Origin of the sequence: Nocardia sp. NPDC051787 (assembly GCF_040681325.1) — a bacterium.
GTDB lineage: Bacteria > Actinomycetota > Actinomycetes > Mycobacteriales > Mycobacteriaceae > Nocardia.
Genome location: NZ_JBFAYO010000004.1, coordinates 38,449 through 54,728, shown reverse-complemented (window position 1 = coordinate 54,728; position 16,280 = coordinate 38,449). Strand labels below are relative to the sequence as shown.

Annotated in this window: 13 protein-coding genes; 7 read left to right on the top strand and 6 right to left on the bottom strand. The window is 69.3% G+C overall.

Features of this window, described 5'->3' with window-relative positions; translation table 11 throughout:
• Nucleotides 1-50 precede the first annotated feature (50 nt).
• A complete protein-coding gene (locus AB0M45_RS05445; RefSeq protein WP_364323213.1) occupies nucleotides 51-2,213 on the top strand; it encodes a pyruvate, phosphate dikinase in 2,163 nt (720 codons plus the stop codon).
• Complete coding sequence (locus AB0M45_RS05440) at nucleotides 2,203-2,982, top strand: tyrosine-protein phosphatase (RefSeq protein ID WP_364323211.1); 780 nt, start codon at nucleotides 2,203-2,205, stop codon at nucleotides 2,980-2,982. Before AB0M45_RS05445 ends, AB0M45_RS05440 begins: the two co-directional genes overlap by 11 nt.
• Before the next feature lie 236 nt (nucleotides 2,983-3,218).
• Here AB0M45_RS05440 and AB0M45_RS05435 read toward each other — a convergent pair whose 3' ends face one another.
• From AB0M45_RS05435 to AB0M45_RS05425, 3 genes are all read right to left on the bottom strand, one after another.
• Nucleotides 3,219-3,470: a carboxymuconolactone decarboxylase family protein gene (locus AB0M45_RS05435; protein ID WP_364323209.1), complete on the bottom strand. Its 252-nt coding sequence runs from the start codon at nucleotides 3,468-3,470 to the stop codon at nucleotides 3,219-3,221.
• Between the two features lie 65 nt (nucleotides 3,471-3,535).
• Nucleotides 3,536-3,823: an SDR family NAD(P)-dependent oxidoreductase gene (locus AB0M45_RS05430; RefSeq protein ID WP_364323206.1), complete on the bottom strand. Its 288-nt coding sequence runs from the start codon at nucleotides 3,821-3,823 to the stop codon at nucleotides 3,536-3,538.
• Nucleotides 3,824-4,007: 184 nt separating this feature from the next.
• Nucleotides 4,008-4,580: a TetR family transcriptional regulator gene (locus AB0M45_RS05425; RefSeq protein ID WP_364323204.1), complete on the bottom strand. Its 573-nt coding sequence runs from the start codon at nucleotides 4,578-4,580 to the stop codon at nucleotides 4,008-4,010.
• 97 nt (nucleotides 4,581-4,677) lie between these two features.
• Here AB0M45_RS05425 and AB0M45_RS05420 point away from each other — a divergent pair, with 97 nt between their 5' ends.
• Together AB0M45_RS05420 and AB0M45_RS05415 are read left to right on the top strand one after the other, a co-directional pair.
• Complete coding sequence (locus tag AB0M45_RS05420; protein ID WP_364323202.1) at nucleotides 4,678-5,823, top strand: NAD(P)/FAD-dependent oxidoreductase; 1,146 nt, start codon at nucleotides 4,678-4,680, stop codon at nucleotides 5,821-5,823.
• A gap of 37 nt (nucleotides 5,824-5,860) precedes the next feature.
• Entirely contained in the window at nucleotides 5,861-6,601 is a 741-nt protein-coding gene (locus tag AB0M45_RS05415; RefSeq protein WP_364323200.1) for a hypothetical protein, read from the top strand.
• A gap of 172 nt (nucleotides 6,602-6,773) precedes the next feature.
• Here the strand turns inward: AB0M45_RS05415 and AB0M45_RS05410 are convergent, their stop codons facing one another.
• Nucleotides 6,774-7,679, bottom strand: a complete 906-nt coding sequence (locus AB0M45_RS05410; protein WP_364323198.1) for a tyrosine-protein phosphatase — start codon at nucleotides 7,677-7,679, stop codon at nucleotides 6,774-6,776.
• An 80-nt stretch (nucleotides 7,680-7,759) separates the two neighbouring features.
• Nucleotides 7,760-10,156: a PEP-utilizing enzyme gene (locus AB0M45_RS05405; protein WP_364323196.1), complete on the bottom strand. Its 2,397-nt coding sequence runs from the start codon at nucleotides 10,154-10,156 to the stop codon at nucleotides 7,760-7,762.
• A 164-nt stretch (nucleotides 10,157-10,320) separates the two neighbouring features.
• Between AB0M45_RS05405 and AB0M45_RS05400 the strand changes: the two genes are divergently transcribed.
• The 3 genes from AB0M45_RS05400 to AB0M45_RS05390 all read left to right on the top strand — a co-directional run bounded on the left by AB0M45_RS05400 (nucleotide 10,321) and on the right by AB0M45_RS05390 (nucleotide 13,919).
• Nucleotides 10,321-11,802 carry an FAD-dependent oxidoreductase gene (locus tag AB0M45_RS05400; RefSeq protein WP_364323193.1) on the top strand — a complete coding sequence of 494 codons (1,482 nt, stop codon included), beginning with the start codon at nucleotides 10,321-10,323 and terminating at the stop codon, nucleotides 11,800-11,802.
• A 99-nt stretch (nucleotides 11,803-11,901) separates the two neighbouring features.
• Entirely contained in the window at nucleotides 11,902-13,065 is a 1,164-nt protein-coding gene (hsaA, locus tag AB0M45_RS05395) for a 3-hydroxy-9,10-secoandrosta-1,3,5(10)-triene-9,17-dione monooxygenase oxygenase subunit (RefSeq protein ID WP_364323190.1), read from the top strand.
• The gene (locus AB0M45_RS05390) at nucleotides 13,065-13,919 is read left to right on the top strand and encodes an alpha/beta fold hydrolase (protein WP_364323188.1); all 855 of its coding nucleotides are present in this window, start codon (nucleotides 13,065-13,067) and stop codon (nucleotides 13,917-13,919) included. Before hsaA ends, AB0M45_RS05390 begins: the two co-directional genes overlap by 1 nt.
• A 13-nt stretch (nucleotides 13,920-13,932) precedes the next feature.
• Here AB0M45_RS05390 and AB0M45_RS05385 read toward each other — a convergent pair whose 3' ends face one another.
• Nucleotides 13,933-16,215, bottom strand: a complete 2,283-nt coding sequence (locus AB0M45_RS05385; protein ID WP_364323187.1) for a LuxR C-terminal-related transcriptional regulator — start codon at nucleotides 16,213-16,215, stop codon at nucleotides 13,933-13,935.
• Nucleotides 16,216-16,280 lie beyond the last annotated feature (65 nt).

Genomic DNA, 16,280 nt, shown 5'->3' with positions numbered 1-16,280 from the left:
GACCGAATCCGGCTGGCGCGCACGCTGTTCAGTGATTGCTAAGGAGTGATATGACCGCCGGAGCAGAGCTAGTGGAGCGAAACGACGAGGCGGCGGGCGCGGCGCCGGTCGTCGAACTCGACGGCACCTGTTCGCTGTCCCGGGAGCGAATCGGCGGGAAGGCATGGAGCATCAACCGCATGCGAGCTCTCGGTCTTTCGGTGCCGCCCGCGTTCGTGATCACCATCGACGCCTGGGCCGACTTCTCGGCCCAGGGGGTGATCGGCGACGATGTCTGGGCTTCGGTCCGAGCGGGCATCGCCGCGCTCGAACGAGGCACCGGAAGGGCCTTCGGATCCGGCACCCGTCCGCTGCTCGTGTCGGTGCGCTCCGGCGCCGCGGTGAGCATGCCGGGAATGATGGACACAGTGCTCAACCTCGGCATGAACGAGGCTGTGGCGCGAGCACTCGCCGCCGAGAGCGGGAACGCGACCTACGCGGCCGATACCCGGGAGCGCTTCCGCGCTCAGTACAGCGAAACCGTGCTGGGTGATCCCGCCGGTGCGGTGCCCGAGGACCAGTGGGAGCAGTTGCGCGCGGCCATCAGCGCGGTGTTCCGGTCCTGGGATTCGCCGCGGGCGCGGACGTACCGGCGCAATCGCGGCATGTCCGGCGCCCCGGGCACCGCGGTCACAGTACAGGCGATGGTCTTCGGAAATCTCGATGAGAAGTCCGGCACCGGTGTGCTGTTCAGTCGCGACCCCAATACGGGGGAGCGCGCGATGTTCGGCGAATGGCTGGCCGGCGGACAGGGCGAGGACGTGGTGTCGGGCCGGACGACCCCGCAGCCGCTCGACGAGCTGGCCACCCTGCTGCCGCAGGCGCACGGCCAACTCCTCGCGGCGGCCGAACTGCTGGAACGCGATGGCCGCGATATCCAGGACATCGAATTCACCGTCGAATCCGGTGTCTTGTGGCTGTTGCAGTCGCGTCCCGCGAAGCGTTCGGCGCGGGCGGCGGTGCGGGCCGCGGTGGCGATGGCCGACGAGGGATTCATCGGTGCCGAGGAGGCGCTGGGCCGGGTCACCGCCGATCAGGTGCGGGCCGTGCTGCGTCCCGCGACCGCCGCGTACACGGGGGCGCCGCTGGCCCGGGGCGAATCCGCCTGTCCTGGACTGGCCGCGGGCGTCGTCGTGACCGACCCGCATGAGGCGGAGCGCCGCGCGGAGGCGGGTGAGGATGTGATCTTGGCGCGCCCGACCACCAGCCCGGACGATCTGCACGGCATGATCGCCGCCCGGGCGATCGTCACCGAACTCGGTGGCGTCACGTCGCACGCCGCACTGGTCGGCCGCGAAATCGGCAGGCCGTGTGTGGTCGGCTGCGGTCCCGGTGTCGTCGAAGGGCTGGTAGGTCAGATCGTCACCGTCGACGGCGGCGCGGGAACGGTGTGGCCGGGCCGGGTCGAAGGCAGACCCGTCGACGCGAGCACCCTCGCGGATGTCGGCCGGTTGGCCGACTGGGCGGGCGTCGACGTCGGCGGGTTGGCGGCGTGGCTGGACGCGCGTGCGACCGCCACCTCGACCCAGGTGGACGCGGAACCCGCCACGACGGTGACGAAGGTTCCCGACCTCGATCTGCTGCGGCTGATCGGGATCAAGGGCCGGGCCGCCCACGATGCGCTCGCCGCGGGCCTCGGCGCCGCGGCGGAGACCGTCACCGCCCGATGCGAAGAGCTGGTGGCCGCGGGCCGCTGCGCCGCGACGCCGATCGGTGTGCGCCTCACGGCCGAAGGCAGACAGCACCTGGAGGGCCTGCTGGCGGCGGAGCGACGGGACACCGACCGGGCTGCGATCGCCTCCGTCTACGCCGAATTCTGTTCGTTCAACGGCGATCTCAAGAACATCGTGACCGCGTGGCAGATGAAGGATCCGGCCACCGTCAACGATCACGCCGATGCCGACTACGACGGCGCCGTCCTGGCCCGGCTGACCGAACTGCACCGCACCGTGCAGCCACTGCTGCGGCGCATCGGCGAGGTCGCACCGCGTTTGGCGCGGTACACCGCACGGTTCGCGCACGCGATCGAGCGGATCGCCGCCGGGGATCACTCCTGGGTTGCCCGGCCCGTGCTCGACAGTTTCCACACCGTGTGGTTCGAGCTGCACGAGGATCTGATCGGACTGTGCGGCCTGAGCCGCGCCGACGAGGCGGCGGCCGGCCGTGCCCACTGACACGGCGGGAGAGTCGACCGACGGCCGCTGGGTCGAGTTCGCCCACATCGACAACGTGCGCGATCTGGGCGGCCTACCCGTGCAAGGTGGAGGTACAACGCGTTTCGGGGTGGTCTACCGCTCCAGCACGCCGCAGCACCTCAGCGAGCGCGATCTGGCGAAACTGCTGGGACCGATCGGTCTGCGCACTCTGATCGACCTGCGGCTGCCCGACGAGGTGGAACGCGAGGGGTACGGACTGCTCGCCACCGCCGACGTGGCGCGAGTCTGCCTGCCGGTACGGAAGTCGCCGCAATCCTCCCTTGCTGCACGTGATCTGGTCCCGGACTCCAGCCGAATCGACTTGGTGGACCTGTACGACAAGCTGCTGGCGGGCAGTGTCGATCCCATCCTGGCGGCCGTACGGCTGATCGTCGACGCGGGCCGCCATTCGGTGCTGTTCCATTGCGCCGCGGGCAAAGACCGCACCGGTGTGCTCACCGCGGTGCTGCTGGACGCGGTCGGCGTGCCGCCGGAGGCGATCGCGGCCGACTACGCGCTCACCGGCGAACGCATGCGGCGAGTCCGCGACCGCCTCGACGCGCTCCCGTCCTACACGGGCCTGCCCCCGGTCAGCACCGGAATTCTCGGTGTCGAAGCCGAGGTGATGCAGCGTTTCCTCGCGAACCTGTCCGCCGAGCACGGCGGCGCGGCCGAATGGTTGCTGACCAGCGGGCTGACCACCGCGGAGCTGGCACGGCTGCGCGAAGTGCTGGTCACTCCCACATAGTGGATCGCCTCCGGACGGGCGGAGATACGCGCGAGCGGGTCATCCCGCAATGGCCTTTGGGTCGCGCGTCGACGCTGACGCGCGTCCGAATGGCGGCTGACGAACCGGGCCCACCGGCCGCAGGAAAAGCCACGCTGTGGTTGCATCTGTGCTGTCCGCCTGGGCGCGGGTGGTTTGCGGTGCCGCGCGGCCTACTCTGCCGTGTGCAGGTGTGTGTCCAGTGCGGCGAGTGCTTGTCAGACCTTGCCCATCCCGAGTTCGCTCATCAGCAAGAGCAGTGCGCGGACCGTGCCGGGTTGGACGCCGGCGGAGAGAGCAGTGTCGATATGGGCACGCATCGGGGCTCCGAGGGTTTGCTGGAGGACATCGACGGCAAGGCAGAGCAGGGCGCGTTCGCGGTGGGTGAGCAGCGGGTTGCGCCAGCGGTCGGATTCCTGGGTGGCGGTCCACCGGTCGAATTCCGGGTCGGCCATAGGTACCGGAGGCAACACGAGGGTGGTATCTGTCTCCGGCGCGACGGGTTCGGGATCATCTTGCTCGCCCTGGATCTGATTCAGCCGGGTGAAGGCCTCGACGACGGCCGGCGCAAGGCGCCGGTGACCGCTACCAGGGCGTGCTTGGACGCGGTCACCGCTCCCATGAACGGCAGGGTGATACGCCCGCCTTCGGAGCCGACGTTGACGATCCGGCCGCGGGCGTGCTTGAGCAGGGGCAGACACGCTTGGGTGACGGCGAGCTGTCCGGTGACGTTGACCTCGAGATGCCAGCGGAACTCGTCGAGCGGGCACAGCTCCATCGGCCAGGGCGTGCCTACTCCGGCGTTGTTCACCAGACCGGCCAAACCTGCTCCGCCGGTGTGTTCTTCGACGAATGATTCGCACGCCGATCACCAGCGCTCACCTCAACCGCACAGCCGTGCGGCGGCGATCTGACCGAAGCGGCTGCAGCGGGCTCCCGTGCGCACCCGCGAATTCCCGGAGCCGGTCTGCGACGGCCGAAGCCGCGGTCATCGTGCGGCAGCGCGATCACACCGAGGGTGTGCCCGTCTCGCGGGTGCCGGTGAGATACCGCTGGATCGTCGGACCGAGCCAGGCGACGACGTCCTGTCGCGGCATCGCGGCCAAGGGCGGGAAGGCCAGCGCGTAGCGGCATAGTGCCATGCCCAGGATCTGGGATGCCGCCAGGCCGGCCCGGACCGGTCCGTCACGGGGGTCGTCGGTGAGGCGGACGATCAGCGGCCCCAGTTGGGTGGCGAAGATCGATCGCATCCGTTCCGCGACGGCGTCGTTGGTCACCCCGGCGCGCAACAGTATGAGCAGTGTCTCGTCGCGCTCCCAGCGCTCGAGGAAGTGGGCGACCAGCGCGGCGCCGACCTGTTCCCGTGGGATCTCCGTCAGATCCGGCAGTTCGAGATCGAATTCGATCGCCGCCGCGAACAGCCGTTCCTTGTTGCCGTAGTACCGCATCACCATCGCGGGATCGATGGCGGCGTCCGCGGCGATCGCCCTGATGGTGGCCCGGTCGTATCCGTCGGCCGCGAAGCGTTCGCGGGCCGCGGCCAGGATGACAGCCTTCGTTTCAGCCGAGCTTCTTCTCATGCCAACGATTGTAGGCCAACATCCGTTGACAATGGCGAGGACGCCCTTTAATCTCAATGCCAACAGATGTTGACTTATGGGAGAGCAGGTAGCAGAGATGACGAACGCCATCACAGACGTCCTGATCGTGGGTGCCGGGCCGGTAGGTCTCACCGCCGGAATCGTGCTGAAGCAACTCGGACACGACGTCGTCATCGTCGACAGTCAAAGCGAGGGCGCGAACACTTCCCGCGCCGCGGTCGTGCATCCGCGCACCTTGGAGTTGCTCGAGCCCTACGGCGTGGTCCCGGCACTGGTCGGCCGCGGTGTGCACACCCCGACCTTCACCATCCGCGACCGTGACCAACTGCTCTTGGCGGTCCCGTTCGACGAGCTGCCCACCGCCTATCCGTACACCTTGATGATCTCGCAGGCCGACACGGAGAAGTTCCTGCTGGAACGGTTGACCGAGCTGGGCGGGAAGGTGATCCGCCCGGCTACGGTGACCGGCGTTGTCCAGGAGGCCGACCTGGTCGCCGCCACGTTCGCCGATGGTGACCAGGTCCGGGCCCGTTACCTCCTCGGTGCCGACGGTATGCGCAGCGTGGTGCGCGAGCAGGCGGGTATCGGATTCACCGGCGGGAGCTACGCGGAATCGTTCAGCCTGGCCGATGTCCGCGTATCCGGCGGCGTGCCGCGAGACGAGGTGATCCTGTACTTCTCCCCGGCCGGCCTGGTCGTCGTCGCACCCCTGCCCGACGGCATGTACCGGATCGTCGCGACGACGGACGAAGCGCCGCACGACCCGGACATCGCCTTCGTGCAGCAACTGCTGGACGAACGCGGTCCGCAGGCGCGGCCCGCGGTCGTGGAGGAGGTGGTGTGGGGTTCACGCTTCCGGGTCCACCACCGGATCGCCGACAGCTTCCGGCAGGGCCGGATCCTGCTGGCGGGCGACGCCGCGCATGTGCACTCACCAGCCGGTGGTCAGGGCATGAATCTCGGAATCGAGGACGCCGTGACGGCCGCGACGACCCTGTCCCGGGTTCTCGCCGGCGAACCGGAAGACCTGCTCGATCAGCACGCCGCGGCCCGGCGCCGCACCGCCGAGACGGTGGTCTCGACCGCCGGTCGCCTCACCGACCTGGCCACCGCCTCGGCAAAGGCGCGGCCGCTCCGCAACACGGCCATGCGCCTGGCAGGCACAGCGCCCCGCCTTCGCCGTCGACTGGCCTGGCGCCTGTCCGGGCTCGACCGCCGCTGACACATTCGATCACCACACCGAGGCAAGGAAAGTAATCATGGACATCGTCAACGACCACTTGGCAATCAAAGCTCGCCTCAGCACCCCGACCGACAACGGGTTCCTGCTCCTGGCCGCGGAAATCGGCAGCTGGGCGGCCCTGTTCCCGCTGCAGGCGCGGTCGCGCCGACGGGTGCTCGAGCAGATCGAGCCACTTCGCCGGCAACTCGCCCGCCGCGACGACGTGATCGAGTCGACAGCATTCCGCGCAGCACTGCGGGCCCCCGGCGAAGGCGCCCAGCTGCTGCATCGGGCTGGAGTACGGCCCGCCCGCTACGACATCGTCGTCCTGATCCGCACCACAGGCGTCGACGACATCGACAAGGTGCGAACCGACCCCGCATACCTCGAACTGGTGGTGTTGCTGAAAAACAACGCCCGGCACGTGCACCTCACCGCCGCGAGCAACCCCGCCAGGATCGCCGATGTCGATCACGACATGGACAGCTGGTTCCTGTTCAATTACTTCTACTGCCAGGACCGGCAGACCGTGTTCGACGTCTGGGAATACACCGCAGGCTGGTTCCAGCGGAAAACGGCCCTGCCCGACTCGGCGCTGATGCAGCCACTGCCCGGTGAACCCGCCGACTACAGCCTCATCAACCACGCCAGTTGGCCCACCCTCCGCGCCTTCCTGCCCAGCCTGTTGATCCGGCCGACCTTCCGCACCTTCGTCCTGGCCAATTTCGCCGCCAACGAAGTCGCCGCCCAGCCGATCATCTACCGACGACTCCGCTGAACCCCCTCGAACTGACCGCCGACGGAGCCAGATCCGTCGGCGGTCATCGTCTGCGCGGTCACCGCCGACGGATCCGGAAAACTCCGACCCGGTCAACCGGATGCACGCAACTCGGCATTCCAGGATGCTGCCGATAACTGGCGGCATCTCGCAGACCCGCTCTTTGTCGCGACTACCGGGGCAGCAGCTTGGATTTCAGCGCGTCCAGCGTCGCACCGTCGACACCGAGGCCGTCGGAGACGAACCGGTCGAACGACCCGAACGATGCACCGGCCTGGTCGAAAGCGGCGTCGAGGTAATCACTGCGCACGCCGAGGATCGGATCGAACAGGGTGGGATCGGTGACCAGGCTCCTGGCCACCAGGGCATCCATCAGCGCCTTGTTGCCCGCGGCGAGGTTGTCGTTCGATTCCAGATAGTCCTTGTACACCTGGCCCTTCGGGACGCCGAGCGCGGTCATCAGGATCGCGGTCATCCAGCCGGTGCGGTCTTTGCCCGCCGTGCAGTGGTAGAGGACCGGTCCGGTGGCGTTCGCGACATCCCGGATGGCCGCGCCGAACTGTGCGCGAGCCGTGGCGTCGGTAACGAACCAGCGATAGTAGTCGCGCATGATCTCGGCGGCCTTGCCGTCACCGAACATCTGCTGCTGCACCGCAGGCCCGCCTTGCACGGCCTTGCCCACCATGACGTAGAAGTCGTTGCCCGGGTCGTACACCGGACGCGCCTGCGCGGGGATCGAGGCCGGGAGTTTGTCGGGGTTGGCCTGTACCTCGATCGGGCTGCGGAAGTCGATCACCTTGCTGATGCCCAACGTCACCAGCTTCTGCTGGTCGGTGGCGGTGAGCTTGTCCATGGCCTCGGTGCGGAAGACGACGCCCGTGCGCAGCTTCCCGTTGCCCTGCGTGGGATAGTCACCGATATCCCGGGCATTCGGCGCCGCCGATAGCTCCATGGAACGGTTGTGCACGGTGTGCACCAGCCCCGGGCCCGCCAATGCCGTGGTGGTGGACGGGAACACGGCGATCAATGCGGCGGCGACACCGGCCACCGCACCGCGAACAGCACGCGAAATCGTCACTGGATCATTCCTTCCATAGGGGTCGCGGCCCGGCGACGCCGAGCTGGCAGACGGGCCGGGTGCGTGATCCCGGCCCGAACTCAGGCGTCGACGAGCAGCGTGACCGTGCCTGCCGACCCGTCGACGCGCACTCGCTGCCCGTCGGCCAGGCTGGTGCTGGCGGTCTTGGTGTCGACGACACAGGGGATGCCGAATTCCCTGGCCACGATGGCGGCGTGCGAGGCCGAGCCGCCGATGTCGGTGACCACCGCGGAGGCGTAGGCGAACATCGCGGTGTGCCCGGTGTCGGTGACCGAAGCGACGAGGATGTCGCCCGGCTCGATGTCGTCGTCCAGGGACAGCACCCGCTTCACGGTGCCCTCCACCACGCCGGGGCACACCCCGATGCCGGTCAGGCTGTCTCCCGGCGCCAGCGCACCTGCGTCGGGTAGCGGTTCCCACTCACCCGCGATCACATCCGGCATCCGCACGTCCCGCAGCCGCGCCAGCTCCGCCCGCCGTCGTGCCACTCGTTCGTCTATATCCGAAGGCGCCCAGAGGATTTCGTCGAGCGTCAAGAAACAGGCGTCCTCGGCTTCCTGGAGCCACCCCGCCCGGATCAGCCGTTCCGAGCGCTCCCGCACGGCCAGGCGCAGGCAATGGGTGTACCGGACGACGGCGTCGCGGACGCGTTCGCGCGCCATCGTCGCTCCCGCGGCCATCCGTGCGGTGCGGCTGGGCGCCTGGTTGACCGGTTCCCGCTTGGGCGCGGGCATTTCGGCAGCTCGCGCGGCGGCGATCACCAACAGTTCGGGCCGGTCGCCGAAGGTCGGGTTGATCAGCTCGCATTCGCCCGGTCCGCGATGCCCGATCTTCCGCAGCTCCTCCTCCAGCGCGGTGGCGAAGGCCGCGGAGATGGCCCGAGCCGCCTCGACATCGCCCGCGTGTGCCGCGCCGTGCAATGCGGTGTCGGTGCGGCACAATTCGGCGAGCCGTTCCACCGCGAGCATGGTCCTGGCCGATTCCAGCCGCTCCAGGTCGATCGGCACGGCGGACTCCTTGCCGCGGGAGTGGATGGCCGTGGCGGCGCCGGTCATCATGACGCCGATGGAGGCCGCCGCCCAGGATTGATTCAGCCGGTCGCGCCACAGCAGCGTTCTGGCGTGCAGCTGCTCGTCGGTGAGCTCGCGTATCGCCGCGGCGCCCAGGGATTCCTGATGCGCGGCGGCATTGATGCCCTCGGTGGTCTCGCGATACCGCAGCGCCGTGCGCAACACCCGGCCCGCCGCGCGCCAGGTGGCGCGGGTACTCGCGAAACCGGTCGGGGTCGGCGGCTTGCCGTGCGGGGTCAGCGAGATCTCGGCCGGGATGTTGCCGTACACGTCGCGACGGATGCTCTGCTCGTCCCAGCCGGGCATGTTCTCCGCGGCCAGGACGCCGATGGAGGCGTTGATGTAGATGTGGTGCCCGAGCACGGTCGTGACGCGACTGGTCCAGTGCTCCAGCGCTATTCCGTCCAGCGCGATCATCCTGCCCATCGCCGCGTTGGCCAGCCGGATCGCGCCCGCCTGGAGATCGACGGTGAGCGGAGTCAGTGGTCCCGGCAGCGCCTCGGAGGTATTCGTCGCGGTGTGTACCGGGTAGGCCGGGTCGACGCGATCATCGAATTCGCCTTCGAGTCCTTCCGGCGCCACCGACACGAGGGAGTGGCCGTCCGACGTGCTCGCACGAGCGGGAATCACGTAACCGGGCAAGGGGATCGCGCCCGGTTGGGCGACGAAGTCGTGGCCGTCGAACTTGCGGCCCACAAGTCCGCGGACGATGTCGTCAGCTACTTCGGCGGCGGTCCAACCGCAGCGGAATCCCCATTCGTCGCGCGCGGCCGTTGCATCCACCAGCGGCGTCGGCCGGACACGGGATACCAAGCTCGACAGTCGCCTGCCCGCCGCCTCGACGATGCGGCGCGCGTCCTCGCCGGAAACCGTGCCGGACGCGGCCAGTTCGACAACGCCGGTCCGCGGCGACACCGCGGCGATCACCAGGAACCGCTCGAAGTCGTCGGTGTGCACGACCTGGAACCCGCCCGCCCGGGAACCCAGCAGCGGCACCAGGATTCGCCAACCGTCACGCTCGACGCGCCTGCCCGCGACCGGAGCGGTACGCACGATCAGGGCGTTCGCGCCGCTGGATCGCACGACATCCGTGGCGACCGAATCCCGGCCCGCGACCACGGGGACGACGAGCCGCGCTCCGGCCTCCCGGGCCGCCGCCGCGATCGCGGTGAGCGGACCGCCCAAGTGCACCACCGTCGCGCAACCGGCGACGGCCTGGGCGCAGCTCGGCGGATCGGCCGGATCGCCGGTGATCACCTGGACCCGGGGGTCGACGTACCGGTGCCGCTCACGGTCCAGCCCGACCACGTCGTAACCGGCGGCCAGCAACATCCGCGCCACCGCGCGACCGGTCGGCTCGGAAACTCCGGTGACCAGGACCCGCATGAATTCTTCCTCCTCGCTGGCGTCTACGCGAGACGTGACGCCGTTCACACACCATCGCCAGCCCGCGACTCCGCGACGGTCCGCAGTCCCGGTGAACGGGACCCGAGGGTCGCTCACCAAGACAGGCGACCAGGTACCACCGGCCGCCGGGGAAGGTCGTTGCCATGAGTGGTCGTTATTCGGTCGCGCCCCGGGAGGTTGCCGAGGTGCGCACCTACGACATCGATACCGATGTGCTGGTGATCGGCTACGGATGCGCCGGGGCCGCGGCGGCGTTCGAGGCGGCGCGGGCGGGCGCACAGGTGCTGGTGCTGGATCGAATGGGTGGTCCCGGCGGCGCGTCGGCTCTGTCGGGCGGCGAGATCTATCTCGGCGGCGGCACACCGATCCAGCAGGCGTGCGGATTCGACGACGACCCGGCGGCCATGGCCGCGTTTCTGTCTGCCGCGCTCGGCCCGGGCGCCGACACGGACAAGATCACTCGCTACAGCGCGGACAGCGTCGCGCATTTCCACTGGCTCGCCGCCCGCGGTGTGCCGTTCAAGCCCACGTTATGGGATGCGCCGGCCTGGGTGCCGCCCACGGATGACGGGCTCATGTGGTTGGGGGAGAACAGCCGGCCGTTCTGCGAACTCGCCGCGCCCGCGCCCCGCGGACATCGCCCGGCCGCCGACGGCTTCGGCGGCAAGCTCCTCATGGACTGCCTGGCCGGGGCCGCCCGATCCGCTGGCGCGACCGCGCTTTTCGACACTCGCGCGACCGGTCTGATCGTCGCGGACGACGGCGCGGTCGTCGGCGTGGTGGCCCGGCGGTACGGCACCGAACTGGCCGTCCGGGCCCGCCGCGGCGTCGTGCTGACGACGGGCGGATTCGTCGACAACGACGCCATGCTGGCCGCGCACGCGCCGAAACTGCTGGGGCACACCAAAGTCAGCGCTGGCACCGATGACGGCAGCGGCATCCGGATGGCGCAGGCGATCGGCGCGGCCGTGCGGCACATGGCCACCGGCCAGGTGGGTATCTCGCTCATTCCCGGCTTCGCCGCGCGCGGCATGGTGGTGAACGGGCGCGGGCAGCGGTTCGTCAACGAGGACACCTACCCCGGCCGGATCGGTCAGGCGGCGCTGTTCGGGCCGGGCATGGACACCTGGGTGGTGCTGGACGAACGTGCCTACGACGAGGTGCCGCAACAGCAGCGGTGGGGTGTGCGCCCCACCCATGTGGCCGAGACCGTCGAGGAACTCGCCGAGCTCATGGGCGTCCCGGCGGCCGCGCTGGCCGATACCGTCCGGCGCTACAACGCCTTCGCTTCCGATGGTGTGGACCCTGAGTTCGGGAAAGCGGCGCGCTGGGTGCGGCCGCTCACGCCACCGTTCGCCGCGATCGACGTCAAGGCAGGCGTGCGGCCACCATCGGAGTCCGGCGATCGCCGCGGTACCGGCGCCTCCGTCTTCACTCTCGGCGGTCTGCACACCTGCATCGACGGTGCGGTGCTCGATATCGACGGCGCCGCGATCCCCGGACTGTTCGCCGCGGGCCGCGCCGCGAGCAACCTGCACGGCGAGGGCTACATCAGCGGCACCTCGCTCGGCGACGGCACCTTCTTCGGCCGCCGTGCGGGCGCCGCCGCGGCCCGCGACAACTGAGCCGCGCACGGTGGGTTCCGATCATCGGGATGGATCGGATCCGATGGCGCCGCACCGGCCTAGCGTCGAAACGCAAGCACTACGAGGAGGACTACCGGTATGACCAACAAGGTGCTCGATCGGGTGCGGGATCTGTTGCCCGCGCTCCGGGACCGAGCCGCCGACACCGACCTGCGGCGCAGGGTGCCCGAGCAGAGCATCCGGGAGCTCACCGCGGCCGGCGTGTTCCGCATGCTGCAGCCGTCCCGCTTCGGCGGCGGCGAATCCTCGCCGGTCGCGTTCTACGCGGTGATCCGCGCCATCGCCACCGCCTGCCCGTCCACGGCCTGGGTGTCGTCGGTGCTGGGCGCGCACCCGTGGCAGCTGGCACTGTTCCCGCTGCGCGCGCAGGAGGACGTGTGGAGCGCCGAACCGGACACGCTGGTCTCGTCGTCGTACGCGCCGACCGGCAAGCTCACGCCCGTCGAGGGCGGGTTCGAGATCAGGGGTCGCTGGAGCTTCTCCTCCGGGTGCGATCACGCCAGCTGGGCCTTCCTCGGCGCGATCGTGCCGAACGACGAAGGGGGAGCGGAGTACCTGACCGTTCTGGTGCCGCGCACCGACTACCGCATCGAGGACGTGTGGCACGTATCGGGTCTGTCCGGCACCGGCAGCAACGACATCGTCATCGAGAACGCGTTCGTACCCGCCTACCGGACCTACAGTGCCACTGAGCAGGCGGATCTGCGCGGACCCGGTCAGGAGGTCAATACCGCACCGCTGTATCGGATCTCATTCGGCGCTGTGTTCTCCAACACCATTACCGCACCCATCATCGGCGCCGCCGAGGGCGCCTACGAAGCGCACATCGAGCGCATGCGCGAGCGGGTGCGGATCTCCTATGGCGGGCAGAAAGCGGCCGAAGATCCGTTCGCGCACGTCCGCGTCGCGCGCGCCGCCTCCGAGATCGACGCGGCGATCCTGCAGATGGAGCGCAACATCAGCGAGCAGCTGCGCTATGCCGAGGCGGGCGAGGCGATCCCCTTCGAACTGCGGGTACGCAGCCGCCGCGACCAGGTGCGCGGCACCGAACGCGCCATCGAGGCCATCGACCTGCTCTTCGACAACTCCGGCGGCCACTCGATCCGCAAACCCAATCCGATCGAACGGCATTGGCGCGACGCACACGCGGGCAGCGTGCATGTCATCAACGACGTCGAACGCGCGCTCGTTCTCTACGGCCGGAACGCATTCGGGCTGCCGGTCACCGATCGGATGATCTGATGACGCTCACCGCCGAGAACACCACACGCTGCAGCACTACGGCCGGACTGACACTGCGTTACCACGAGGCGGGGTCGGGCGCACCGCTGGTGCTGCTGCACGGCTCCGGGCCCGGCGTCTCGGGCTGGGCCAACTTCGGCGCGAATCTGCCGGTGCTCGCGGAGCGTTTCCGCTGCCTGATCGTGGATCAGCCGGGCTTCGGCGGCAGCGGCCGTCCAGAGGTGTACGACCGCAACTATCTGCGCATCTCGGCCGAAGCAGTGCTGGGCATGCTCGACGACCTCGGTCTGGAACGCGCGCACCTGCTGGGCAATTCGATGGGCGGCGCGGTCGCGACGCTGCTGGCACTGGAACATCCCGACCGGGTCGATCGGCTGGTGCTGATGGCTCCCGGCGGCGTCGGGGTGAACGTGCTGGGGCCGGAACCGTCCGAGGGGATCACGCGGCTGCTGGAGTTCGGCGCCGATCCCACCCGGGAGCGCCTGCTGTCCTGGCTGCGCACCATGGTGTCGAATCCGGCGACCTTGACCGACGAGCTGATCGACGCCCGGCTGGTCGCGGCCTCGGATCCGGCCGCCATCGCCGCGCTGCGCGACGCCTACGCGACTTTCGCCGATCCCGCTCTCGCCGAATCGGTTCCGTTGTGGGCGCGACTGCGCGGCCTCCGCCCGGAGACACAGATCCTGTGGGGCCGCGACGACCGGGTGACACCGGTCGAGGCGTCGCTGTTCCCGGCACGGCAGATCCCGAGCGCCGACCTGCGCATCTTCGCCCGGTGCGGACATTGGGTGCAGATCGAGCGCAAGTCGGCGTTCGAACGCGCCGTCGTCGATTTCCTCACCGCGGGGCTCTGATCGCGGCCACCGGTCACACACCGTGATCCCGGACCCAGCCCGCGATCTGGGTCCGGGAGGTGAAGCCCAGCTTGGTGAGAATATGCTCGACGTGGGTCTCGGCGGTGCGCACCGAGATGACCAGGTCGGCGGCGATGCGTTTGTTGCTGTGGCCGGCCGCCACCAGCCGGGCGACGTCCTTTTCCCGGCGAGTGAGAACGTCCGCCGCCGCGCCGGACTCGGCGGAGACGGGCCGTGCCGGTTGCGCCGCAGCCGGTGTGCGGCCCAGCGCATAGTCGATCGCCTCGTCCAGCGGCAGTGCCGCACCGCTGTCGAATATCTCCTGGAACGCTTTCTCGCCCAGTGCTTGCCGCACTTGATTGCGCATCTTGTCACCCAGCACGCCGGTGATGGCGTGTGCGAGGCGTACCGTGCTGCGCGCGAGAATCTCCGCCGCGCCCAGCAGGCGCGCGGCCCGCTCGAAGTCACCACGCGCGACCGCCGTCCACGCCAGTCCCTCGAATGCCGAGGCCAGCCAGACGCATCGGTCGAACAGGCGGAACATTTCCACGGACCGGCAGAGGTACTCGGTGGCGGCACTCTGATCGCCGCGACGCCAGTGATCCAGGCCCATCGACCACTGCGCCAGCCCGCCGAGCAGATACGGTCGCCGTTCGGCGGACACGTTCAGCAGCCGCTCGGCGAAGACGGTAGAGCGCGCGTCGCCGAGCACCAGCGCACAGACGAAGGCGAAGGCAAGGCTGTCCATCTCCATTGCGTGATGGCCGCACTCCGCCGCGAGATGCACTGCCGTCTCCGCCAATTCGAGTGCACGTGTAGTGTCGTCGTCGTTGAAGGCCAGCAGCGACGAGTCCAGCATCGCCTCGGCGAGGATGTCCGGCGCGTTGAGTTTGCGTGCCAAAGTGACGCATTCGTCCACCAGCTGGCGAGCGGACCCACGCTCCGACAGCAGCGCCGCGAGCGAGGCCGCCGAGGACAGCGCGCGCGCACGAAGCTCCGTCTGTTCGCTCGACCGCGCGAGCGCATCGGTCAGCCATCGGTAGCCCTCGGTGAGGAAGCGATTGTGCTCCCAGAACGGCCGCAGCACCGTGGCCATCTCCATAGCGGACTGCGGTGCATCGGTGAGGCAGAAGTGTAGGGCCGCACGCAGATTCGCGTGCTCCCGGTTCAGTTCCTGGAACCAGGCGACATCGTCGGAATTCCAGTACGCGGTCCGGCCGCGCAGCGCCAGCCGCCGGTAGTGATCGCGGTGGCGGGCCCGCACCGCGTGCTCGTCGCCGCGCTCGGCCAGCCGGTCCTGGGCGAACTGCCGGATCGGCTCCAGCATGGAGTACCGCCCGGCGTCGCCCTCGTAGCGCAGGCTGAGCACCGATTTGTCGACCAGGCCGGTCAGCGCGTCGACGAGCGTTCGCTGGCCGGAGTCGACCACGCACACGGCCTCGGCCGCCTCGAAATCGAAGCCGCCGGCGAATACCGACAGCTGCTCCCACAACCGCTGTTCGGCCGGGGTACACAGGTCGTAGCTCCAGCGGATCGCACCCTCGATGGTCTGCTGGCGCTGCGGCGCGAGCCGCGGTCCCGCACTGAGCAGGCCCATGGTGTCGTCGAGCCGAGCGAGGATCTGCTCGGGAGTGAACATGCGAAACCGCAACGCGGCCAGTTCCAGTGCGAGCGGAATGCCGTCGAGCCTGCGGCAGATCGCCGCCAGCGCGGCGCGATTGGCGGCGGTCGCCGCGAAGCCGGGGTTGGCGGCGCCGGCCCGCTCGGCGAGCAGCCGCATCGCATCGCTGTCCGCGGATTCGTCGTCCGGTAGCGGCAGCGGTGCGACCGGCATGACCTGCTCGCCCTGCACCCCGAGCACTTCCCGGCTGGTCGCCAGCACCCGCACGTCAGGGGTGGTTGCCGCGATCCTGCCGACCAGCTCCGCGCACGCGCCGACCAGGTGCTCGCAGTTGTCCAAGATCAACAGCAGCCGCTTGTCCGCGAGGAACTCGGTCAGCCGGGGCAGTGGCGCGGCCGTGTCGTCACGCAACGCCAGCACCTCCGCGACGGTCACCGTCACCAGATCGGGGTCGTGTACGTCGGCCAGCTCGACCAGCCACACGCCGTCCGGAAACGCGCGCGCGACCGCGACGCCGATCTGGCGGGACAGCCGTGTCTTGCCGACGCCACCCGGACCGAGCAGGGTCAGCACCCGTGTCGTCGGCAGCAGCCTCTTCGCGGCGGCGAGTTCTTCCCGGCGCCCGACGAAGCTGGTGACCTCGGCAGGCAGATTGCCGATCGGACCCCGCGCCATGGATCTCAACCTTATGTACCGCGCCTCGTGCGGAAGAGCATTCTGGACAAATTCAACTCCAGAAC